We start from the raw sequence: 23,113 nt of genomic DNA on the forward strand, positions 1-23,113 counted from the left end.
GAGTTGAGGGGAGTATTGGCTTTCTCCCACGGATAGGGGTCAGACTCATGGCGGTGGATCCGTTTGCCGAGTTGCTCCGTCACCTGCGGCGTAACGCGAATCGGTCGCAGGACGAGCAGGCCGGTGCGATCAACGCCGCTTCCGGCCGGGCAACGGTGACCCGCCGGGAGGTGAACCGGTACGAGAACGGTGCGAACGTTCCGACGGACCACACCCTGGGGAACATCGCTTTGGCCTGTGGCGTCCCGCTGGAGCCGCTGCTGCGCGAGGCGAAAGCCGCCCGCGCCAGGCGGCGAGAGAAGAACAAGGCCGAGGCGGAGGATCTGGACGACGTGAAACGCCGAACGCTGCTGGGAGGCGCAGTCGTCGGTGCGGCTGCGGCTGCCGAGCCGTGGGGCCGGCTGGCCTACGCACTCAGCAAGGGTTCCAAGATCGACCCTGAGTCCGCGGGGGTGCTTATTGATCATGCGGCCACGTTGCACGTGGACGAGCTGAACGAGAGTGCGCTCAGCCTGCAGTCCCGCGTCGAGGCGCACTTGGACGCGATCACCGCAGCCCTTCCCCGCGCCGGAGCCCACGAGCGAGCCCTGATCATCGCGGCCGGGGAGACTGCCGCTCTTGCTGGGTGGGTCACCTGGGACCTCGGCGAGCAGGACAAGGCCACTTCCTATTACGGAGTGACCTCGGAGTGCGCGAAAAGGGCTGGACACCCTCCGCTGCGCGCTCTCGCTCTGGGCTACGCGAGCTACGGTGCCCCCAGCCCAGCGAAGGCGCTGGAGATGCTTTCGCAGGCAGCTCAGGACGTACGCGGACGTGGCAACGCAACCGCCGCAGCGTGGGCTCTGGGCCGGTACGCGGAGGAGGCCGCCCAGTCAGGCGATGACGCTGGCGCCCTTCGTGCTCTCGACCAGGCCAAGTTTGCTTATGACTTCGCCGACCATATGAGCGAGCAGGCGTGGGTCCGCTTCGTGACGCCATACCGCATGGACTCGTTAACCCTCTCGGTCTACGGCGAACTCAAGCGTCAGGAGCTGACCGCCACGGCCGACTCCGCAGTCGAGCGCCTCGGCGGCGAACTACCCGAGTCCGGCGTGGTCGTCCTGGGTGACCTGGCGTCCGCCCTTCTACGCGGCGGCGACATAGACCGCGGGGCCTATGTAGCGCACCAGTTCGCCGCAGCGGCGGAGTCGAAGCCCAACACCATGGGCCGGCAGCGGGCTCAGGCCATCGCCGCCGGGCTCCCCGACACTGAGCATGACCTGGCCAGCCACCTGCTGACGTTCGCGACGCTGTGAAGCGTCGAAGCGCACAGGCTCAGCGAGAGCAAGGCGCTGCTGTGGAGACCTCTACCCCGGGCGCGTCTCGTCGACGACCCAGGACAGGTACGCCTCCGACCCTCCGGTCACAGGCAGCGTGACCCACTGGGGGACGTCGTACGGGTGCCTCTCGTGCAGCCATGCCTCTAGCGCGGGGAGGCGATCCGACGACGTCATGTAGGAGATCCGCCACTCCTGAGCCGCCTCGACCTTCCCCTGCCACCAGTAGAAGGCGGTGATGGGCGCATCGATGTGGACGCCCGCCGCCAGTTTGCTCTCAACAGCGCCTCTGGCGAGGGTCTTCGCCTGCTCCTCGTCGTCACTCGTCGTCTGCGCGATCACGATCTCGGGGTCCATGCGGCTACCTCTCCAGCTCGGGTACCGCGACCCTACCCATGTGTTCGACGCAGGCCAGCGAGAGGGGCGAAGGCGGCGCGCAGTGTTCGGGCCGCCACGTTCAAAAACGTCGGGCGCGCGGATCTGTTCCGCACCCTTGGGGGTTCAGCCTCCCCGGCCGGCCCTGGAGAGCCGTCGAAGTACCGCCGCCTTGTGGCGACCGCATGGGCCCAGTCGGTCCGGCCAAGGGTGGCCCTTCACCACCGAGTGGGCGAGCATTACGCGCCCGCCCCCTCCCTCTTCGTACGTGGCCTCCAAGCGGGAGTGCTCCTAATCGGCGGCCTCTGCCTCAGCGATCTGTTCGGCAATCTCTCTGCGGATGGCCGCCGTGTCCGCAGGCGACCATATCGAGCTGCTCCCGAAAGGCAGCACACGGTCGTGGGGCTGGAACAGCTCCTCGCTTTCCAGACTGCGGTAACAGGCGCGGCACTTCCACGGACGCCGCAGGGTGATCCACTGTCTGAGCCCGCACCAGGGGCACAACACGAAGTACGCGCTGGGCCCGTGAGCGGCGGCCCAACTGGCATAGCCCGGCCGGCTGCGTGCCACGTTGATGTCGCCGTGGGTGCGTTCCGCGACCCAGCCAAGGAGGACCATCTCGCCACCGGGCCACGCACAGGGGCAGGGGCCGTCGCAGCGGCAGGCGCGCGTCTTGCCCAGCTCGACGGCTTTTTCCTTGCGGGGCGTGGCTGGTCCCTTGACCTCAAGCCATGTCCCGATCTCGGGCAGCCAGAAGTCCGGCAGATAATGCGCCCCTGACGGCAGGATGACTCGCTCGGGCTCGTACTGCCAGAGGATGCGTTGGGTGTCGAGGGTGCGGGCCCAGTCGGCTTCGAGCCGGGAACGGAAGGTGGTGCCGCTGTACTCCGTAGGCACGGCTTCGATGGGCTGGCCGTCTGTGGGGAGGTCCGTCACGGCGTCTCCGTTCCTGGTCAGTTATGCGCCGACCCACAGTTTGACCGCTAACCTCGCGCTTTCATGAAGCGAGCTGTCCGACGGATGGTCTCGTAGGCGAGACGTCTTCTGAACAGCAAGAATACGGCTTCTCTACTTTGCCATCACCGAGTTCGCCCTCAACAATGGCGAAACGCTCCACTCACAGGCCGGGTCGGTGCGGCTGGCCCAGATGGACCGCAAGTCCGGTCTGAACACCGCGATATCGGTGGCACTCACACCGTGGCGCAAGCCGCGGGTCGTGCACCATCCGGGGAAGATCCTGCTGGATGTGGCCTTGGCTGTCGCACTCGGCGGGGGCTGTCTGGCCGACATCGGCATGCTGCTGGCCGAGCCGGATGTTCGGCCCGGTGGTTTCCGATCCCACAGTCTCCCGTGTCATCGACAGACTCGCCGCGTCCGGCCCGAAAGCCCACGCGGCGATCCGGGACGCACGTTCCCGAGCACGGGGCGGGTCTGGGATCCGGCCGGTGCGAACAGTCCGGCCACCGACGGCCAGGTGATCGTGGACTTCGGCGGAGTGCTAACCCTCGCGCACTCCGAGAAACAGGACGCCACCGCGACCCGGAAGAAGATTTTCGGCCATCGCCCCCTCGTCGCGTTCGTCGACCACGGCCAGGCCGGGTCCGGGGAGCTGGTGGCCGCCCTGCTACGCCCCGGCAACGCAGGCTCCAACACCGCCGCAGACCACATCGAAATCGCCCGACTCGCCCTGGCACAACTCCCCCAGACTTTGCGGCTGGAGTGGCAGACACTGATCCGCACCGACTCCGGCGGCAGCATCCACGCCTGATGGGCAGTGGCTGTCGTATTCCATTGGAAGGACCATCACCGACGCCATCCACCAAGCCGTACTGAAGATCCCTGCTAAGGCGTGGTATCCGGCCCTAATACGCCGGCGGCACCGAACGGCTCGGCGCCTGGGCCGCGGAGATCACCGATATGCCCGACCTGGGCACCTAGCCCAGGGGTATGAGGCTGGTCGTCCGGGAGGAGCGGCCCCACCCCCCGGAAGAGCCGCACCCCACACGCATAGCGTCCCCGTCAACGAACTGATGAGAACTCATGCACGATTGAGGCTAACCTCCGTTCCATGCAGTTCACCCTCGATGGCGAATCCTTCGAGCTGACGCCCACACTTGTTCGTAGGTGTCTCGCTGGTCACGTGCCCGAGGAGATCCGCGAGTACTGGGTCGAAGTAGATGGTGTGCATTGGCCGGTCAAGCAGGTCATCTCCCTTGCGACAGGTGCCAAGCGCAGCCGGTTTCAGTCACAAGCCTCTCGGCGGTGGCTGCAGAACCTCGGGTTCTTGATCGGTGTCGGATCCTTGGCCACCGAGAGCGGCTCAATCCCGCGGCTGACCGGCTCGTCTCGTCGTGGGCCTTTCGACGAGTCCCAGCTCAAGGAACTGGAGGCGCTCGACGTCCGCGTTGCGTTCTCGTGGCTGAGCGCGGGCCCGATCACGCTGGACGAAGCCCGCCTGCCGAGGTTTCCCGGACTTCCGCGAGCGCCAGGGCTCTACCGCTACGATTTCGGTGTGGACGACGACGGCATCCGCGTGCTCTACATCGGGGAGTCCGTGGAGCTGGCCAGGCGAGCCAGCAACTACCGCAACGCCAAGACGGATCGCTCTAGTCAGCGCACCAGCCGCCGAATCCACAAGGAGATCGTTGGCCACTTGGAGTCCGGTGGTTCGATCGCATTCGCCATCGCAACGTCAGTCCGCTGGGGTGACGATGTCGAGCTGGACCTGCGGCTCAAGTCCGCCCGTCGCCTTGCCGAGAACGCTGCGGTGCTCCTCGCGCAGTCGCAGTCCGGGATCCGCGTGCTCAACATCGATGCGGAGCTGGGAGGGGGCAGCGAGTGAGCAGTCTTCCGGACCTTCGCTTCCTGCTCTCGATCAACAGCGAGAACGCGTGGAGCGATCTGCTCGCCACCCTCATGATTGCCGACCAGGCGATCACCCGCTCCGTCCTCGGCATCAACGTTGATGGCCCACTCCAGATCCGTCGGGAGGTCTCGAAGTCGCGGGGCCGGAAGGCATCGGATCGCCCCGACCTGGTGGTGCAGGCGAACGGTCAGGTTGTCGCTGTCGTCGAAGTGAAGCTGCTTGCCGGCCTCGGAATTGAACAGTTGGAGCGGTACTACAGATACGTTGCCGAGGAGGACCGAGACGACTGCCGGTTCGTGGCGGTCTCGCTTCAGCGCTTCCGTCTCGACACCACCCATGCCCAGGACTGGCAGAACCTCACCTGGGAGGAGCTCATCGCTCCCTTCGCCTCGTCCCCGGTTCCGTGGGCCGCGACGACCGCCACAGCCTGGACGAGCCACATCGAGTCCCAGGTGCCGAAGGTGGATGCCCACACAATCTGGAATCAGATCGACGATATCGACCTGTACCTCGCCCTCCGGCTTCGTGCTGCCTATATGTACGCCAACGTCGCCTTGCCCGGCGGCTCATCGAAGGCCATCCGGGAGATCGGCTCCGGTGGCCTGTACGTCGCGATCGTGGACGCCCCGATTCCGGGCAGCGGCTACACCGTCCGTTGGGACGCCACCGAGAGCTTTCCGACTCAGGAGGTTGGCAAGCTCGTCGACGGCAGCGGGCTCCGCGGGGTCGACTTCCGCTTCTTCCTCGTGCAGCAGCGAGTCACCTCCTCCAAGGCCTTCGACTGGGATCACCTGGCGCTGCTCTGGCAGGAGTACCTCGTCCAAGAGGACTGGATTCCGTGGAGACCCCATCCCCCGCGCAAGACCTTGCAATGGGAGAAGGATGGCGTGGCTAGACTCAAGGCGCTCGGCGCTCCAGCGTTCCTCGGCGCTGGCTATGGCGAGAAGCAGGCCAAGCTCAGCGGTGAAGTCGAGTTCGGCGCGCGCTTCGTGCTGCCTCCCTCAACCACACTCAAGGAAGCCACCGAGGTGCTCAGCAGGGTGGCTGTGATCGGGTCCCGGATGGCACAGCACGCGACTCAGCCGCAAGGGAGACTGTGATCGCGTTAATCGACGGAGAATCTGACAGCGACGATGCAGGGGCGGACGGACACATGATGGGCGACTTTGGACCCGACCGCTTGCGGCAGCTCTTCGGCGACCCGAACGAGAACGGGGTCTACCTGGTCGGCGTCGTGGAGTTCTCGGACGATGCGAGCGAGGATCAGTTGTCGTACGTCGGGAACACTCAAATGGGGACCCTGGCATCAGTTGCCAGCAGGCTCGGCTATGAGCGGCGTGACATCAAGATTGCGGAGCCCTACCGAGAGCCTGGCCGTGGGGTGCTGCCGGACGGAACAGAACTGGCAGTCACCTCGACCACCGTGCTTGGGAGCGCATCCTGGCATCGAAGTAGCCGGGAGCCAACGCCGGAGGAACGACTCCGGTGGGCAGGGCATCCAGTGCCGCCGCCACCTCCGCCCGAGCCGGTGCCGGTCGGTCCCAACATGGAGACGGCGAGGCCTCGGATCGAGGAGCACCAGGGCGAGGTCTTCTACACGAAGACCGGCAAGCCCTTCACCTACCGGACCAACCACTACACCCTGGTCATCGTCGAGAGTCGGCGCAACGTGCAGTGGCACGAGATCAGGTCGGCGCTGGAGGCATGGCCGATTGCGGGGCCGTCGGAGATTCCACGATGTCCCGAACGTTCTGGGCGGTACGTCTACGGGATCGTGTCCGACGAGCGGATCCGGCAAGGGGACTGGTGACAACCTTGGACCTGCGGCTCTGTGGCGGCTGATGCGATGCTCGCCGAACCTGCCAAATCGTCGGACGCTGCAGCTACGGTCAGGAGTGAGGTTCTACTACCGCGACTTCCTCGTCGACCGAGCGCCGAGGAAGACCCGAGCACTGACGAGGACGCATGGCCGAGGACCAGGAGTACGACGAGATCGACGCAGTTGTTCGTATCCCCAGGGGCGAGTACCTCGCCGACTCGCGGAAGAGCGCAGGCTGGAAGCGTGGATTCACTCCCAAGACGAGTGACAAGGGGCCGGAGCACGTCGAGATCCGCCTGAAGGCCGAAAGGGAGTCAGGTTCTACAGACAAACCCGAGATCGTCTACGTCACCGAGTACGCGGAGAATCAGCGTCCTCAGCTCACCCCCGGCCAACAGGCCGTGGCTGACATCGCGTACCAGATCATCGGTGATCTCGTAGAAATCGCAAAACCTCGTGTTGCCCACTGGTGGCACACCCGGGCCGCGCCGGTCCTCGTTGCCAAGGGCGAAGCCTTGGTGCTAAGGCAACAGGCCCGCAGAGCCCAGAAGAAGGCCTTGCGGGCCGGGTCCACGACGACACCTCCTGTAACCGTCCCGGGGATCGAGGCGGACGCGCCTGTCCAGAATCTGGCCACCGCGCCCAGCGACCCGAAGGTCACTGTGACGAGCCAGCAGTTTCAGCAGATGTTCATGACTTGGCTCGCTCGTGAGGACGCCGAGCAGGCGCTCTGGAGCCTCATCGTGAATGCCGAGGTTGAGGATGGCGGTGCTGCCACCCTGGCATGGCAGCAGGAACTGAAAGAGCTTTCGCCTGAGCAGCGAACCGAGCGGGTCATGGAGTTTCTCACTACCAACCCCTCGATTCTGGAGGAATTCGCTCGTCAGCTCATGAGCAGCATGGCCCTCGGGCTCAGCGAGACGACCCTCAGGCGCGACCGGCCGTAGGTCCGTGCCGTTCAGGATGGCGCATCACTAGAAGGAGCCTCCGACGCGGGCCGGAGGCCCTCCTCAAGGCAAAGCCGCTGGTGGCGGCAGACGAGTTGGGCTGTACGCCGGATTCCGTCGCCCGGCCAAGGACAAGAGCACCAGCCAATCTTGGCCGATCAGGTCGCGCGATTCACCGCTTGAGCTTCCAGCCATGCCTCTACCTCCGACCAGCGGTAGCGCAAGTAGCGGCCGACCTTGTGGGCTCGCGGACCCTGGTGTCGGTGATTCCATATGTAGACCGTATTCAAAGGTACGCCCAGGAAATCGGCCAGCTCCTCCGCGCTCGCCAAGGGGCAACGGTCCCCCGCGCCACTGGCGGCTTCTTCCGCACGGGCAGTGGTTCGACGCATGGGCACTCCAGAACGGTTCGAAGAGGGCAGGAAAGAACCACGTGAGCGGTATTCCGCTGCGGTGGCACATGGAACGTTTGCACTAAATTCCGGCCGGACCAAACAGAGGGCCTCTCGACGAAACACCTGCGACTCTTGCGAACTCTCGAAAGACACCGGCGAATGCTCGCTGAGGGTTCGGCGAGGGCTCGTCGAACCCTCAGCGAGCATTCACCTAAGTGAAATCATCTCTACCACTCTGCACCCTTTGTCGCGAAGACCCCAAAAATGCATTTGACATCTTCGACTCGCCTGGATCAACATCCAATTCACTTAGGGCTCGTTGAACGGGCACCCGATCTCGCCGTCGACGATGGCCCTGCTTCAGGAGAGTCCACGAATAGACTCAAAGGCCCATTGAAAACTAGGAGTTAGTTGATGCCGTACGACCGCTGGCACAAGTCGCGCCCGAAAGACGGGGAGTCGACCTGCAAGGAGCACGGCAAAGTCCCGACGCGGGATCACGGGACGGGGAAGCGGTGGCAGGCCCGATGGCGCAACCGGGAAGATGTCCAGCAGACGGAGCTGTTCCGCACCGAGGTCGAAGCCCGCAGGCACGAGACCAAGATGCGGTCCGGAGTGGACGACGGTTCGTACATCAACCCTCGCGCCGGTGAGGTCAGGGTCGGTGAACTCGCCCTTACGTGGCTCAAGGGGCACGAACACAAGAATCCACGGACTTACCGACGCCACAAGGAGCGGATTCTCCTGCACGTCGTTCCTACCGCAGTCGGGAAGATGCGCGTGAAGGACGTGAACGCCTCGTCTTTGCTGGACTGGCTGCACGACCGTCGCAGGCTGCTCGAAAGTTCCACGCTGCGCCTGGTCTTCGACAATCTTCGGGCTGTCTTTGACCTGGCCGTGGACGACAGCCTGATACACAAAAATCCTTGCCTCGCCAAATCGGTGCAGGACGCCAAGCCGAAGCGAGGAGGGGGCGGCCGGGCAGAGCTGACCCTAACGTGGGAGGACACCGAGAAGATCCGTGCCGAACTTCCCGACCGCTACAAAGCACTTGTTGACTGTGGTCGCGGCCTGGGTCTTCGGCAAGGAGAGATATTCGGCCTGTCACCAGAAGATATCGACTGGGCACATCCAGACGGCGCCATGGTGCACGTGCAACGGCAAGTAGTCCACGACGGCTCGTTCCTCGTATACGCCCTCCCCAAGGGCGGAGACGACGAGGACCCGAAGGACCGCTGGGTCGAGCTAACCGACGACGTGGCGATCCCCCTGCGCGAGCACATGCTGAAGTACCCGCCGGTCGAGGTGACCCGACCGTGGGGCAGCAAAGGCGGCGACCCGGTCACGGTGCGGCTGATCTTCTGCACCCGGGAGAAGACCGCCATTCAGTCGAATTGGTTCAACTCCTACCGCTGGAAGCCCGCCCTGGCGTCGGCCGGCCTCATCAAGCCCCTTGAGCCCGACGCGAAGGGACGACGCTGGGAGAAGTCCCGCGACGTGATGATGCACGCGCTCCGACACCTGTACGCGTCGATGATGATCAGCGGCGGTGTAGACGTGTACACGCTCGCGGACCGACTCGGACACGCCGATCCCGCGTTCACCCTGCGTAAGTACGTGCACCGGGTCGTGGGAGCCGGTTCCAAGGTCCGCATCGCGGTCCGGAGCGCCTACACCAGGGCCGCGTGACTCCTGCTCCCTTCGGCTTGTGCAACACCCGTGCAAGATGATCTTTGAGAGGTGTCAATTACGCAGGTCAGGAGCTTTGTCCATGAGTTCCGGGACATCTGAGGGGCGGGGTGTTGTGCCCCTTGGAGGCGAGGGGCACAACACCACAGCATGCCAGGACCCGGCCCGACCGGGCCACCGCCCGCACCGAGGTCTTCACCTTCACCGAGACCTTCTGCAATCGCCGCCGCCTGCGCAAACACAAGATCTTCGACTACCTGACACCAGCCGAGACCAGGCAGCGACATCAACACGCCTCGCGGCACAATGAGCAAGTGTCCAAGATCGCGGGGAACCTTCAAACCGGCGATCAACGATCTACGCGGTCAACCTCCATGTTCTGCTGAGCGTGCGAAACGGCGAGGCCAACTCCTGATGGGTATGCGGGCGTCGCATAAGCGGGCCCGAGGAGGCCCACAGATGTGGCGCCCGGAAGCGGGGGCGGGTGCCGGTCCACACCTCGGCGCGGGTTGCGAGCCGCCGGAATCCGCCATTGACCTCGCGACCCGCATCGTCCGGCAGGGCAACGCGCGACAACTCTCCGTACCCGCACCACATCATGGCGCTGTCGTGCGAGAACAGCCCTCCACACCACCGCGTGAAGGCGACTGCACAAGACCTTCATTATCCAATCACTTTCAGCCGCACTGTGAGCACCGGGCGACTCAGGGTGCAGACGGTGCGCGTGGACCGCACATACGCTCCCCGGCCATGAGATCCACTCGCACGAGACGTCTCGGTCTCGCCACGATCATCGCCCTCGCCCTCGCGCTCTTCGGCCTGGCACCCTCCGCGAGCGCCGCCGACCCGGCCCCGGCCGAGCTGTCGTTCACCACCGACGCCGCAACCACCACGCCAGGCGGTGCGGTGAACCTGTCGATGACGATCAAGAACAATCAGACGTACGACATCTGGTTCATCTACCAGTCCATCGATCCGACCTGGCTGACCACCCAGCGCCCCGACCTCAAGTACAGCTTCACCGGCTGCAGCCTGGCGACGGACGCCGGGGCCGTCCCGTGTTCCGGCACCGGTCCGGCGAACCTCGGCAGCAACTACGGCACCACCATCCCGCCCGGCCAGAGCCGTACCGTCACCCTGACCCTGCAGGTCGCCGCCGACTCCGGCTGCAACGGCAACATCGGCTTCTACTCCTACTTCTACGCGGAGTTCAGCGACAGCACCAGCCTCAGCGGCGGCCCGGTCTACACGCCCGAGACCCGCGTGCTGTGCGCGTGACCGCACCCCCACGAACCCCTAGCGGCGCACACCCCCGCTGAGCGGGTACCTCATGGACGAAGACGGCGGCCGACCCCTGCTCCACGCCGGCCGCCGTCGGCATGCCCCCCAGGAGTGACTTGATCCAGCCCCCGCACCGACCGGAGTTCTGGTCTGGCCCATGGCATTCTTCGCCCTCGAGGTCCAGTGGTCCGCATTCCGCCGTTCGTCTTCCGCAGCAGCACACGAGCCTGCGAGCGACTCCCACCCCCAGAACCGGGAGCGCCACAGCCGGTGAGGAGAACCACCTTGTCGGATTGATTGGCACATATGCTTTTCCGTCAAATCTCCCGGCAGTCACACAAAAGCTCCACACAGACCTCACCATGTGACTCGACGGATGCGTCGGCGACCGGCGCCTCAGACGGGCGGCGGTGTGGCCATGGGGTGGGGCAGGCTCCGACAGGAGCCCAACCCTCCCCTGCCTTGGGGAGGGATTTCCACCGCATGAAGCGGACTATTCGCACCACCGCGCTCGTAGTTGGCGCGCTGATGGCAACGATCGGGTTACCGGCTGCCCCCGCCCAGGCGGACGATCCGGCACCGCGCGTCGATCTGCGCGTGCTCGTCGTGAGCGACGGCGGGCCGTCCACCGACGCCATCGCCGCCGAACTGGAGAACGCCGGAACGCCGTACACCGAGGTCGAGCTGGAGGACGCCGACCGGCCCGTGATCGACGCGGGCTTCCTCGCCGACACCGTCGACGGCCGACCGCGCGCGAAGTACCAGGCCGTCGTCCTTCCCAACGACAACCCGTTCCCGACGGGCTCCGCCGAAATGGCGGCCATCGTGGCCTACGAGCAGGCGTATTCGATCCCGCAGGTCGACGCCTACACCTACGCGCGTCCTCAGGTGGGACTCAACGCGGCGGTCGGCACGGGCTACGCCGGCACCATTGACGGGATGCGGGCCGAGGTGACACAGGCCGGCAAGGCCGGGCCCTTCGGCTACCTGGAGGGCGCTGTCCCCTTCGAGGACAACTCCCCCACCGTGGGCGAGTCCTACGCCTACCTCTCGACGCCGGTGGCGGGCGCCGACTTCACCCCTTACGTCCAGGCCGCCATCCCGGGAAGGCCGACGAAGGGCTCCCTGGTGGGCGAGTACCGGCACGACGGGCGGCGTGAGCTCGTCGTCACCTTCGTCTACAACCGGTACCAGCAGCAGTACCGACTGCTGGCCAGAGGCATCGTGGAGTGGATGACCGGTGGCGTGCACCTCGGCGCCGACCGCAACTACTTCGCGGTCCACGTCGACGACGTCTTCGCCGCTGACGACCGCTGGGACACCGTGCTCAACTGCACGCCCGGCGACGTGGACTGCCAGCCGGGCGAGGGCACCCCGAACCCGATCCGCATGGTCCCGGCCGACGTCGATCACGCCACCACCTGGCAGAACGGCCGGGACTTCACACTCGACTTCGCCTACAACGCCTCCGGCACCGTTGACCACCGCGAGGACAACGGCGGCCAGGATGCCCTCGCCGACAAGCTCATAGCCGACCGGGACCAGTTCCGCTGGATCAACCACACCTACACCCACGCCTTCCTCGGCTGCGTGCAGGACACCAGCGTGGTGCCGTGGAAGTGCGCGTCGAGCGCGGACGGATCCACCCGGTGGGTCGGCCGGAACGAGATCGCCGACGAGGTCGCGACCAACGAGGCGTGGGGCGTGGCGGCCGGACTCCCCCTCAGGCGCGAAGAGTTGGTCACCGGCGAACACTCCGGCCTGAAGGTGACCCCTCAGCAGCCGGTGGACAACCCCAACCTGGGGCTCGCCCTCACCGACACGGACATCGAATGGCTGGGCTCGGACAACTCCCGCGACCCCGTGCAGCGCAAGGTCGGCACCGCCACGACCGTCTCCCGCTACCCGATGAACGTCTTCTACAACGCCGGGCGGGAAGCCGAGCAGGTCGACGAGTACAACTGGATCTACACCGGGCGCGCCCAGGGCGGCAGCGGGATCTGCGAGGACAACCCCGCCACCTCAACCTGCCTGGCCGCGCCGCTGGACATCGCCACCGGCTACACCGATCACATCGTCCCGCTGGAGACCCGGATCGCGCTGGGGCACGTCCTCTCCAACGACCCCAAGCCCCACTTCATCCACCAGTCGAATCTCGCCGAGGACCGCATCGCCTATCCGGTGCTCGACGGTGTGCTCGGCGACTACGACGACCTGTTCACCGGCGACACCCCCGTGGTGAATCTCCGCATGAAGGACATCGGCGTCGAGATGCAGCGCAGGGCAGCCTGGCGGGCCGCCCTCGACGCGGGCCAGGTCACCGCCTACCGGATCGGTGACAGTGTGACCGTGCAGGCTCCCGGGGGCGTGGCGATCGCGGCCACCATGCCCGCCGGTACCCAGCACGGCGGCACCGGCTTCGGAGCTCCCTACGCCGGCAAGGTCTCCGGCTGGGCCTCGACCGACGGCCTGCCCTACACCCTGGACCTGCCCGTGTCCGCGGGCCCGCCGGCCGCGGCGGACGGGCCGTACGGGAGGCCCGCCATGACCGGCGCACCGACGGACGCCGCACCCCGGACCGAAGTGCCTTCCGGCGTCGCGGAACAAGTCCCCTACGGCGCGGAGCGCTGACAAGCGTACGCCCTCCTGTTCCCGGTCGCCGGTGCGGCGGCCGGGACGGGCCCGCGACCCCCCGGGCCCGACAACCTCACTTCCCGGCCGTGGAGCAGATCGATGTACTTTCCCCACGGCGCGCCACACTCCGGCGTGTCGCGCGTCACCCTGCTCACCGAAGGCACCTACCCGCACAGTCACGGTGGTGTGAGCGTCTGGTGCGACCAACTCGTCACCGGCATGCCGGACATCGCGTTCGACGTGATCGCCGTCACCGGCACCGGCCGGGAGTCGGTCGTCTGGGACGCCCCCGCCCACGTCGGCCGCATCGTCTCCGTCCCCATGTGGGGTCCCACCCCTGAGGGGCGGGCGCCGCGCGGACACCACCGCCGACGGCTCGCCGAGTCCTACGAGCGGTTCGTGACCGCACTGCTCGACCCGCGCGCGGAAGGCGGCTTCGGCCCGGCTCTGTACGCGCTGGCGCGGGCCGCCCAGGACGGCAGGCTCAGTCCTTTCCTGCGCGGAGACCAGGCCATCGGCATCCTGACAGCCCTCTGGAACCGGCCCGGGCTCGCGGCGCGCGAGGCCCGGCCGAACCTGCAGGACGCGGTGACCGCGACCGCACTGCTGGAGCACGCGCTGCGGCCGCTGGCCGCACCGTACCCGGAGGTGGGAGTGGCGCACGCGGTCAGCGGAGGCGTGGCGGCCCTGCCGGGCCTCGCCGCGCTGGAACGGCACGGTGTGCCGCTGCTGCTCACCGAGCACGGCGTGTACCTGCGCGAGCGCTACCTCGGATACCGCACCGCTCCCTACCGGTGGCCGGTGAAGGCACTCGTGCTGGGCTTCTTCCGGCTGCTGGCGGAGGAGACGTACCGGCGGGCCGCCCTGATCACCCCGGGCAACCGCTACAACCGGCTCTGGGAGGAGCACGGAGGCGCCGCGCCCGATGCGATCCGGACGGTCTACAACGGCGTGGACCCCGCCGCGTTTCCGCCCGCCGGCCCGGAACCTGCCGACCCCGTCCTCAGCTGGGCCGGCCGCGTCGACCCGATCAAGGACCTGGAGACCCTGATCCGCGCCTTCGCCCTCGTACGGGAGCGGGTGCCGGCCGCGCGGCTGCGCCTGTTCGGCGGCACGCCGCGCGGCGGGGAGGCCTACCGGGACCGGTGTGAGGCGCTGGCCGCTGAGCTGGGCCATACCGCCGCGATCACCTTTGAGGGCCGGGTCGAGGACATCAAGGACGCCTACGCGGCGGGAAACGTCGTGATGCTCTCCAGCATCAGCGAGGGCTTCCCCTTCACCCTGATCGAAGCCATGTCATGCGGGCGGGCGACCGTCTCCACGGACGTGGGCGGCGTCCGGGAGGCAGTCGGCGACACCGGTCTCGTCGTGCCACCCCGCGATCCGGCCGCGATGGCCGACGCGGCCCTGGAGTTGCTGGCCGACACCGAGCGGCGCCGGAGGATGGGCGAGGGGGCCCGGCTCAGGGTGATCGAGCAGTTCACCCTCCGGCAGACCATCGACACCTTCCGTTCCATCTACCAGGAGCTGTCCGGATCCGGCGGCCGGAGTGCGCCCACGGCTGTCGAGGAGCACGCGCCGACGACGGTGGGCAGGTCACCTGTGAGGAGCGCGGCCGGATGAGTGGACCCATGTCGCTGGAACCGGGCGGCGCGGAGCAGGACACGCTGGCCCTGCGCCTCGCCGACGACCGCACCCTCGCCCTGCGCCTCGCCGGCCCGCACCCGCCGGCTCCGGTCCTGCCCGGCCACGGGGCGCGAGCCGAGGCGGTGGACGAGCTGGCCGCAGCACTGGCCGACCGTATAGCACCCGCGGTCCACCCTTATGAGGTCGCCGCCCTGCTGGAGTCCGAGGGCCTCACCGGCGACGTGATCCGGGAGAAGTACGGGCACACCGACCTGTTCTCACTGGCGACGGCGTTGTACCGGCGCGTACCGCGGACGTTCCCCGAGCCGCCCCGTCCCACCGATCCCTGGCGGCCCGACCATGTGCGCTGCGCCTTGCGAGGGCTGCTGTTCGCACTCCCCGGCCTCGCGTACGCACTCGCCGGGCGGATGCTGCCTCCTGACGGCGCGGTGCGGGCGCTGGTGGTGGCCGGGCTCATCTCCTGGGCGTGGAACCAGGCACTGGGCCACCGGGCGTACGTGCGCCTGGCGACCGGGCGGCTGGAGGCGGGCCGCACCCTCGCGAAGGGGGCGCCGCTGGGCGCTGCCGCGGCCGCCGCCGCCGGCGCCGCCCTCTCGGGGTCGGCCGTGACGGCCCTGGCCGTCACGGCCCAGTCCGCTTACCTCGCGGCGGCCGGTGTGCTGCTCGTACTGGGCCGCGAACGGCTGCTGCTGGCGGCCCTCGTGCCGGTCACCGTCGGCGGGACGTCGCTGCTGTGGTGGGAACCCGGGAACGCACTCCGCGCCGGGTTGCCGCTGCTGTCGCTCCTCGGCGCTGTCGCCGCGGCCGGCTGGGCGCTGCGCGCCACCCGCTCGGCCCCGGCCGCACCCGGTACCGCGCGTCCGGGGCTGTGGCCGTCCCTGCCGTACGGCCTGTTCGGACTGGCCGCCGGATCACTCGTGTTCCTGGCGGGCCGGGACCATCCCTGGGCCGTGATCGTCCTGACCCTGAGCATGGGGCCGGCCGAGTGGTTGCTGTACCGCTACCGCGGACTGTCTGTGGCGGCACTGCGGTCCACGAGGACGCTCGGCGGGTTCCGGGCCCGCTCCGCCGCCGTTCTCGGCGGCTGCCTGCTGGTGTACCTCGGCCCTCTGACGCCGGCGGCGCTGCTCGTGGACGCCGAACCCGCCACCCTGCTGCTGCTCGCCGCAACGCTGTGGGTCTCCCTGCTGCTTCAGGCGTTCGGCACCGCCTGGCCGCCGGCCACCGTATGTCTCACCGCGGCGGCGTTCTCCGGCGCGGGGATGCTGGCCGGCGCGCCACCGGGCACCGCGGCGCTGCCGCTGAGCTGCGGTGCCGCCGTGCTCTGTCTCACAGCCGTGACCCTACGGCAGCTGGGCCGACCCACCGCACACGGCTGACGGGACTCCACCGACCGCCGACCGCCGACCGACCACCGGAAGGAAACCACCTTGAACACCCCCCCGCTCGCCGCCGTCACCGGAGCCGAGGGCTTCATCGGTTCCCACCTCACCGAGGCGCTCGTCGCCGCCGGGCACCGGGTGAGGGCCATGGCTCAGTACAACTCCTTCTCCTCGTACGGCTGGCTCGAGACCCTCTCCCCCGCCGTCCTGGACCAAGTCGAGATCGTCCTCGGCGACGTCCGGGACCCGGGTTCGGTCCGCCATCTCGTCGAAGGGGCCGACAGCGTTTACCACCTGGCCGCGCTCATCGCCATCCCCTACTCCTACCGGGCGCCCCACAGCTACGTGGACACCAATGTCACCGGCACCCTGAACGTGCTGGAGGCGGTACGGGCCGCGGGCACACCGCGGCTGGTGCACACCTCCACCAGCGAGACCTACGGCACCGCGCAGACCGTACCGATCACCGAGGACCACCCCATCAACACCCAGTCCCCCTATGCGGCTTCGAAGGCGGGCGGGGACCGGCTGGCCGACAGCTATCACGCCAGCTTCGACACCCCGGTGGTGACGCTGCGGCCGTTCAACACCTTCGGGCCGCGGCAGTCCATGCGGGCCGTGATCCCTACCGTCATCGGCCAGGTAGCGGCCGGGGAGCGGACCATCACCCTCGGCGACCTGCGTCCCACCCGGGACTTCACCTTCGTCAAGGACACCGCGCAGGCGTTCCTGGCGGTGGGCTCCGCGCCCGCCGAGCGGGTCGTGGGCCGCACTTTCAACGCCGGTACGGGCGGCGAGATCTCCGTCGGCGACCTGGTCGCCCTCATCGGCAAGGTGATGGACACCGCGCTCGACGTCCGCGAGGACACGCAGCGGCTGCGGCCCGCGAACTCCGAGGTCATGCGGCTGGTCGCGGATGCCGGGCGACTGCGCGCGGCGACCGGCTGGAGCCCGGCGCACAGCCTGGAGGAGGGCCTCGCGCAGACGGTGGAGTTCTTCCGCGAGCCGGGCAACCTCGCCCGCTACAAGACCGGCATCTACAACATCTGACCACACCCGGCACGTCGAGCAAGGGGAAGACCATGTACGCAGTGATCATGGCTGGTGGCAAGGGTGTCCGGCTGCGGCCCTACACAACCACCCTGCCCAAGCCGCTGGTGCCCATCGGAGACCAGCACGCCATCCTCGAAATCGTCCTGCGCCAGCTCGCCTCGGCCGGCTTCACCGGCTGCACCATCGCCATCGGCCATCTCGGCGAGATCATCCGGGCCTACGTCGGCGACGGCTCCCAGTGGGGCCTGCGAGTCGACTACTCCACCGAGGAATCCCCGCTGGGGACCATGGGGCCGCTCCTGACGATGCGTGAACGGCTGCCGGAGAACTTCCTGGTGATGAACGGGGACATCCTCACCGACCTCGACTACGCCGACGTCCTCCACAGCCACCAGAGTTCCGGAGCACCTCTGACCATCGCCACGTACGCGCGCCAGGTCCGCATCGACTTCGGTGTACTGACCACCGACGCGAGCAAGGTCGTCGGCTTCACCGAGAAGCCGAGCCTGGACTACCGCGTCTCCATGGGTGTGTACGGATTGAGCCGGGCCACACTCGACGGGTACACCGCCGGACTGCCGCTGGGCTTCGACGAGTTGGTGCTGGACCTGCTGGGTTCCGGTAACCCGCCGCACGCCTACGAGTTCGACGGCTACTGGCTGGACATCGGCCGTCCCGACGACTACGACCGAGCCAACGCGGAGTTCACCAGCCGCAAGTCCCTGCTGCTCAAGGGAGCCTGAGCCCCGTATGCGCATTATCGTCCTTGGTTCCACCGGTTATCTGGGGGCCCACGTCGCCGAGCGGCTCGGCACTCTCAAGGGCGCGCGGGTCCTCGCCGGCGGGCGGTCCCCCGCCGCCGGCGTTCCCGTCGACCTCGCCACCGACTCCGCCGACCGGCTCGCGAAGACCCTGGCGTCGGCGGCGCCGGACGCCGTGGTCAACTGCGCCGGTGCGACCGGCGGGGACCCGGTGACGCTGGCGGAGGCCAACGCCCGGGGGCCCGCCGTCCTGTGCGAGGCCATGGCTCTGGCGTGTCCCTCGGCCCGGCTGGTCCATCTCGGTTCGGCCGCCGAGTACGGCCCGGGAACCGGCCGGATCCCGACGGCGGAGTCGGCGGCCACCCGCCCGCTCAGCACCTACGGGGCCACGAAACTGGCCGGCACGGTCACCGTCTCGACCTCGGCCCTGGACGCACTCGTCCTCCGGGTCGGTAACCCGGTGGGGCCCGGGGCGCCTCCCGGCGGACTGCCCGGCCGGGTCACCCGGCTCCTGCGCGAGGCGGGTTCGGACACCGACGCGGTGCTCCGCCTCGGGGACCTGTCGGCGTACCGCGACTTCGTCGACGCACGTGACGTGGCACGGGCGGTGGAGCAGGCGGTGACCGCGCCCGGGCCGTTGCCGCGCGTGCTCAACATCGGCGGCGGCGACGCCGTACCGGTGCGCGACCTGGTGCACTCCCTCGCGGAGATCGCGGGCTTCGGCGGACGCATCGAGGAACAGCGCGCCGGCTCCGCCCGCTCGGAGCAGGTGTCCTGGCAGCGTTCCGACATCTCTGCCGCCGGGACAGCCCTTGGCTGGCGTCCCTCGTATGTGCTCCGGGAGTCTTTGACGGCACTGTGGTCCGCCGACGCCCGCCCTCCGGCCCCGCGCGAGGAAGGCGGACCGTCGTCGTGAGCCTTCTGATCCCGCTGTACGTCCACCCGGCTGTGGACCCAGCCGCCTGGCACCGGCTCATTGAGGCGGCCGACCGTACCTACGCCGTCGTGCTCAATCCCGCGGACGGGCCGGGCGGCGCCCCCGATCCCGCCTTCGTCTCCGCGGCGGGCGCGCTGCGAGGAGCGGGCGCCCGCGTGCTCGGCTATGTGGACACCGACTACGGCACCCGGCCCTCCGCCGACGTCACCGCCGATGCCGCACGGCACCGGGAGTGGTACGCGACCGACGGCTGTTTCCTGGACCGGGTGAGCGCCGCCGGGGACGCGCTGCCCGCCTACCGGAAGCTGGTGCGCGCGCTGCGCCGGCAGGGTGCGTCGCCCGTGGTCCTCAACCCGGGCGTGCACCCGGCTCCCGGCTACGCCGGCATCGCCGATCTCCTCGTCACGTTCGAGGGCTCTTGGTCCACCTATGTGTCGGCGTTCAGCAGGCCCGACTGGACGACGCGCTGTCCGCCCGACCGCTTCTGTCACCTGGTGTACGGCGTGCCCGAGGCGCTGGCCCCGCTGGCCGTGCGCACCGCCAACGAGCGCGGCGCCGCGGTGTCGGGCCCGGTGACCGGGAAGCCGCCCAACCCGTGGGCCCGGCTGACACCCGTACTGTCCGGAGCGGGGCGGTGAAACCCGGAGCCCGGTCGTGGGCCACCCTGCTGGCTGTGCTGACGGTCGCGGTGACCACCCTGCTGTCCGGTTGTTCCGGTACGGGCGGCGGCCGGGACACCGCATCGGGCGGACCGGGCAAGGGCCGGTGGCAGCCTCGTCCGGGGCTGGCCTGGCAGTGGCAGCTCGACGGGAAGGTCGACGCCTCGGCTGCCGACGTGCCGGTCTATGACATCGACGGCTTCGAGAACGACGCCGAGGACGTCGCCCGGCTCCACCGCGCCGGCCGCAAGGTGATCTGCTACATCAACGTGGGCGCCTGGGAGGACTACCGGCCCGACAAGGACGCGTTCCCCCGCTCGGTACTGGGCGGGCCGAACGGCTGGCACGGTGAGCGCTGGCTCGACATCCGGCGGATCTCCCTGCTTCAGCCGATCATGGAACGGCGGTTCGACATGTGCCGGAAGAAGGGATTCGACGCGGTGGAACCCGACCTCGTGGAGGGGTACGCCGACGACACGGGCTTCCCGCTCACCGCGCAGGACCAACTGCGCTACAACCGCATGATCGCTCGCATCGCCCACGAACGCGGCCTGGCGGTGGGCCTGAAGAATGATCTCTCGCAGATCCCTCAGCTGGTGGGCGCCTTCGACTTCGCGGTCAACGAGCAGTGCGCGCAGTACGGCGAGTGCGCGAAGCTCACACCGTTCATCGAGGCGGGCAAGGCCGTCTTCCATGTCGAGTACACCGAGTCGACCGACCGCTTCTGCCCCGAGTCCCGCAGGATAGGCCTCTCCTCCATGCGGAAGAAGTGGGAGCTGGGGACCTGGCGCAGTCCATGCTGAGCAGCGAGGCCGGGCCCGGAGTGGTTCGGGCCACGTGGCCCCGCCTGGCCCGGCGCTCGCCCGGTCCAGCCACATCACCGCCGAATCCGTCGGCAGCCCAGCACCGAAGTCCGTCTGGGACGCAGCACCGGGGAGCGAGGTTTTCTCAACGGTGACCAGCTCCAGATTCCGTTGAGGACGAACGCGGCGCGGGCGAAGTCCCCGGTCCGTCCAAGGCTGAGCGCGATGTGTTGCAGAGTGCGTCAACGCTGCTTGGGTTCGGCGGCGGTCCGCTCGCCGAAAGGGTGTTGCCGACCGGTCACCGGGCCTGCTCAAGGTCCTGTGTGAAACCGATCCGGAGTAGGTCCTGCTCGACGGGACGCTCGCCGAATGCCAGAAGCGAATGGGCATCCGAAAACCGTGGGAGCCCTCCGGGACTCCCGGATCATCAACCGGCACGAGCATGAAACAACTGAAAGACCATTCGCACAGGTCAGCGACCGAATGCCCGCCATTGTGGCAGGTCACCGCGCTCGCTGGTCTCTTCCGGGACCTTTGATACGCGGGTGCCGCCGCACTCCGCCTGGCCTGCTACTTAGCGAGGCAGGGAGGGGTGCGGCGGCATCTTCGGGCATCCCCGGGACTTCCGGCCGGGTGAAGGCTTGCGTTGGCCGCGCACACCACGTGCGAGGGGATGTGCGGGCAAGGCCGCCCCTTGTCCGTGGTCCGTTGCCGGGGTGGGCAGGGGCGGCTTGTCGGTCGGTCTCAGTGGCCGGCGGTGAGCTGGCCGGCGAGTTTGCCGTGCATCTCGGCGCTGGCCTTGTTCAGCCCGATGATGGTGACCTTCTTGCCGCGCTGGGCGTACTTGGTCTCGATGGCGTCGAGGGCTGCGACCGAGGAGGCGTCCCAGATGTGGGCGTCGGTGAGGTCGATGACGACGTCGTCGGGGTCGTCCTTGTAGTTGAACTGGTAGACGAGGTCGTTGGAGGAGGCGAAGAACAGCTCGCCGGTGACCGCGTAGACGACCTGGTTGCCGTCCGGGTCGACGACCCCGGAGACCTCGGCGATGTGGGCGACCCGCTTCGCGAAGATCACCATCGCGGTGATGCAGCCGAGAACGACGCCGATGGCGAGGTTGTGGGTGGCGACCACGGCGGCGACGGTGACGACCATGACGGTGGTCTCGCCGACGGGCATGCGCTGGAGCGTCCTGGGCTGGATGGAGTGCCAGTCGAAGGTGGCGAAGGAGACCAGGATCATCACCGCGACGAGAGCGGCCATCGGGATGTCCGAGACGACCGGGCCGAACGCGATGCACAGGACCATCAGGAAGGCACCGGCGAGGAAGGTGGACAGGCGGGTCCGCGCTCCGGAGGTCTTCACGTTGATCATGGTCTGGCCGATCATGGCGCAGCCGCCCATACCGCCGAAGAACCCGGTCACCACGTTGGCGATGCCCTGGCCGATGGACTCACGGGTCTTGTTCGAGTGCGTGTCGGTGATGTCGTCGACCAACTTCGCCGTCATCAGCGACTCCATCAGCCCCACCAGCGCGAACGCGAAGGCGTACGGAGCGATCGTCGTCAGCGTGTCCATCGTGAACGGCACATCCGGCAGACCCGGCACCGGCAGCGACGAGGGCAGCTCACCCTTGTCACCGACATTCGGCACCGCGATACCGGCAGCGACCGTGATCACCGTCAGCGTGACGATGGCCACCAGAGGCGCCGGAATCACCGTAGTGATCTTCGGGAAGAAGACCATCAGCGCCAGACCCCCGACGATCAGCGGGTAAACAGCCCACGGAACATCCCGCATCTCCGGGACCTGCGCCATGAAGATCAGAATCGCGAGGGCGTTGACGAACCCGACCATCACACTGCGCGGCACGAAGCGCATCAGCTTCGCCACCCCGAGCGCCCCCAGAGCCATCTGCATCAGGCCGCCCAGGATCACCGCGGCGATCAGATAACCGAGGCCGTACTCATGGTTCAAAGGCGCGATGACCAGCGCCATCGCACCCGTCGCGGCGGAGATCATGGCCTTGCGGCCACCCACGACCGAGATCACCACAGCCATCGTGAACGACGCGAACAGCCCGATCACCGGATCGACACCCGCGATGATCGAGAAGGAGATCGCCTCGGGGATCAACGCCAGCGCAACGACGAGGCCGGCCAGCACCTCGGTACGGAAGACCTTCGGGGAAGCGAGCCAGTCCGGCTTGGACATACGCAGCTTGGGGCCTGCGGACAGCGGTGTAGACATGCAACCGTTTCTGTTCGGGCGCACACATCCACCTGTCTGGACACGCACGCATCGTTTCTCGACTCCACGCAGGGGGCGGAATCCCGGCAGCCCTGCGTCAGTGGGGCTCTGCCGGATCGAGTGGCAGTCTTCGTGGCCGGCGGTCGGGCATCATTGCCCGACAAGCCCGTGAGGCCCAGGCCGGGGCTCAAGCGTCAGCGAGGTCCGCCCGGCGGTTTCGGCTCACTGCGCAAGCGTACCCTGACGTGAAGGCAGAGTGCGAGTTGCGGCTTATGAAGTGCAGGTAAGCACGTCTGAGGATC

At 68.0% G+C, this 23,113-nt stretch carries 20 protein-coding genes; 16 read left to right on the plus strand and 4 right to left on the minus strand.

Annotated elements, in window-relative coordinates; translation table 11 throughout:
- The first annotated feature begins 47 nt into the window (after positions 1–47).
- The gene (locus ACGF2Y_RS08440) at positions 48–1,295 is read left to right on the plus strand and encodes a helix-turn-helix domain-containing protein (RefSeq protein WP_392944177.1); all 1,248 of its coding nucleotides are present in this window, start codon (positions 48–50) and stop codon (positions 1,293–1,295) included.
- Positions 1,296–1,346: 51 nt separating this feature from the next.
- On the opposite strand, the gene cutA is transcribed toward ACGF2Y_RS08440, so the two are convergent.
- Entirely contained in the window at positions 1,347–1,673 is a 327-nt protein-coding gene (gene cutA / locus ACGF2Y_RS08445) for a divalent-cation tolerance protein CutA (RefSeq protein ID WP_004921029.1), read from the minus strand.
- A gap of 309 nt (positions 1,674–1,982) precedes the next feature.
- Positions 1,983–2,627 (minus strand): hypothetical protein, encoded by a 645-nt coding sequence (locus tag ACGF2Y_RS08450; protein ID WP_392944180.1) that lies wholly within the window; start codon positions 2,625–2,627, stop codon positions 1,983–1,985.
- Between the two features lie 211 nt (positions 2,628–2,838).
- Here ACGF2Y_RS08450 and ACGF2Y_RS08455 point away from each other — a divergent pair, with 211 nt between their 5' ends.
- The 5 genes from ACGF2Y_RS08455 to ACGF2Y_RS08475 all read left to right on the plus strand — a co-directional run bounded on the left by ACGF2Y_RS08455 (position 2,839) and on the right by ACGF2Y_RS08475 (position 7,323).
- Complete coding sequence (locus ACGF2Y_RS08455; RefSeq protein ID WP_392944182.1) at positions 2,839–3,459, plus strand: transposase; 621 nt, start codon at positions 2,839–2,841, stop codon at positions 3,457–3,459.
- 300 nt (positions 3,460–3,759) lie between these two features.
- A complete protein-coding gene (locus ACGF2Y_RS08460) occupies positions 3,760–4,533 on the plus strand; it encodes a hypothetical protein (RefSeq protein WP_392944184.1) in 774 nt (257 codons plus the stop codon).
- Complete coding sequence (locus tag ACGF2Y_RS08465; protein WP_392944186.1) at positions 4,530–5,657, plus strand: PD-(D/E)XK nuclease family protein; 1,128 nt, start codon at positions 4,530–4,532, stop codon at positions 5,655–5,657. Before ACGF2Y_RS08460 ends, ACGF2Y_RS08465 begins: the two co-directional genes overlap by 4 nt.
- A 446-nt stretch (positions 5,658–6,103) precedes the next feature.
- Positions 6,104–6,367: a hypothetical protein gene (locus ACGF2Y_RS08470; protein ID WP_160310979.1), complete on the plus strand. Its 264-nt coding sequence runs from the start codon at positions 6,104–6,106 to the stop codon at positions 6,365–6,367.
- 155 nt (positions 6,368–6,522) lie between these two features.
- Positions 6,523–7,323, plus strand: a complete 801-nt coding sequence (locus ACGF2Y_RS08475) for a hypothetical protein (RefSeq protein ID WP_392944188.1) — start codon at positions 6,523–6,525, stop codon at positions 7,321–7,323.
- Between the two features lie 158 nt (positions 7,324–7,481).
- Here ACGF2Y_RS08475 and ACGF2Y_RS08480 read toward each other — a convergent pair whose 3' ends face one another.
- Positions 7,482–7,925, minus strand: a complete 444-nt coding sequence (locus ACGF2Y_RS08480) for a helix-turn-helix transcriptional regulator (protein WP_392944190.1) — start codon at positions 7,923–7,925, stop codon at positions 7,482–7,484.
- Positions 7,926–8,132: 207 nt separating this feature from the next.
- Between ACGF2Y_RS08480 and ACGF2Y_RS08485 the strand changes: the two genes are divergently transcribed.
- From ACGF2Y_RS08485 to ACGF2Y_RS08530, 10 genes are all read left to right on the plus strand, one after another.
- Entirely contained in the window at positions 8,133–9,407 is a 1,275-nt protein-coding gene (locus tag ACGF2Y_RS08485; RefSeq protein WP_392944192.1) for a tyrosine-type recombinase/integrase, read from the plus strand.
- 750 nt (positions 9,408–10,157) lie between these two features.
- Positions 10,158–10,685, plus strand: a complete 528-nt coding sequence (locus ACGF2Y_RS08490; protein ID WP_392944194.1) for a hypothetical protein — start codon at positions 10,158–10,160, stop codon at positions 10,683–10,685.
- Positions 10,686–11,171: 486 nt separating this feature from the next.
- Positions 11,172–13,319 (plus strand): hypothetical protein, encoded by a 2,148-nt coding sequence (locus ACGF2Y_RS08495; RefSeq protein ID WP_392944196.1) that lies wholly within the window; start codon positions 11,172–11,174, stop codon positions 13,317–13,319.
- Positions 13,320–13,421: 102 nt separating this feature from the next.
- Complete coding sequence (gene pelF / locus ACGF2Y_RS08500) at positions 13,422–14,945, plus strand: GT4 family glycosyltransferase PelF (RefSeq protein ID WP_392944198.1); 1,524 nt, start codon at positions 13,422–13,424, stop codon at positions 14,943–14,945.
- Positions 14,942–16,348: a hypothetical protein gene (locus tag ACGF2Y_RS08505; RefSeq protein ID WP_392944200.1), complete on the plus strand. Its 1,407-nt coding sequence runs from the start codon at positions 14,942–14,944 to the stop codon at positions 16,346–16,348. Before pelF ends, ACGF2Y_RS08505 begins: the two co-directional genes overlap by 4 nt.
- A gap of 51 nt (positions 16,349–16,399) precedes the next feature.
- On the plus strand, positions 16,400–17,401 hold the full coding sequence (locus ACGF2Y_RS08510; protein ID WP_392944202.1) for an SDR family NAD(P)-dependent oxidoreductase: 1,002 nt from the start codon (positions 16,400–16,402) through the stop codon (positions 17,399–17,401).
- Positions 17,402–17,433: 32 nt separating this feature from the next.
- Positions 17,434–18,147, plus strand: a complete 714-nt coding sequence (locus ACGF2Y_RS08515; protein ID WP_392944204.1) for an NDP-sugar synthase — start codon at positions 17,434–17,436, stop codon at positions 18,145–18,147.
- Positions 18,148–18,154: 7 nt separating this feature from the next.
- Entirely contained in the window at positions 18,155–19,081 is a 927-nt protein-coding gene (locus tag ACGF2Y_RS08520) for an NAD-dependent epimerase/dehydratase family protein (protein WP_392944206.1), read from the plus strand.
- Positions 19,078–19,740 carry a spherulation-specific family 4 protein gene (locus ACGF2Y_RS08525; RefSeq protein ID WP_392944208.1) on the plus strand — a complete coding sequence of 221 codons (663 nt, stop codon included), beginning with the start codon at positions 19,078–19,080 and terminating at the stop codon, positions 19,738–19,740. The genes ACGF2Y_RS08520 and ACGF2Y_RS08525 overlap by 4 nt, the downstream gene beginning before the upstream one ends.
- On the plus strand, positions 19,737–20,564 hold the full coding sequence (locus ACGF2Y_RS08530; protein ID WP_392944210.1) for an endo alpha-1,4 polygalactosaminidase: 828 nt from the start codon (positions 19,737–19,739) through the stop codon (positions 20,562–20,564). Before ACGF2Y_RS08525 ends, ACGF2Y_RS08530 begins: the two co-directional genes overlap by 4 nt.
- Before the next feature lie 744 nt (positions 20,565–21,308).
- On the opposite strand, the gene ACGF2Y_RS08535 is transcribed toward ACGF2Y_RS08530, so the two are convergent.
- The gene (locus ACGF2Y_RS08535) at positions 21,309–22,811 is read right to left on the minus strand and encodes a SulP family inorganic anion transporter (RefSeq protein ID WP_392944212.1); all 1,503 of its coding nucleotides are present in this window, start codon (positions 22,809–22,811) and stop codon (positions 21,309–21,311) included.
- Between the last annotated feature and the right edge of the window lie 302 nt (positions 22,812–23,113).

It is taken from the genome of Streptomyces sp. NPDC048142, assembly GCF_043202835.1.
Taxonomy (GTDB): domain Bacteria; phylum Actinomycetota; class Actinomycetes; order Streptomycetales; family Streptomycetaceae; genus Streptomyces.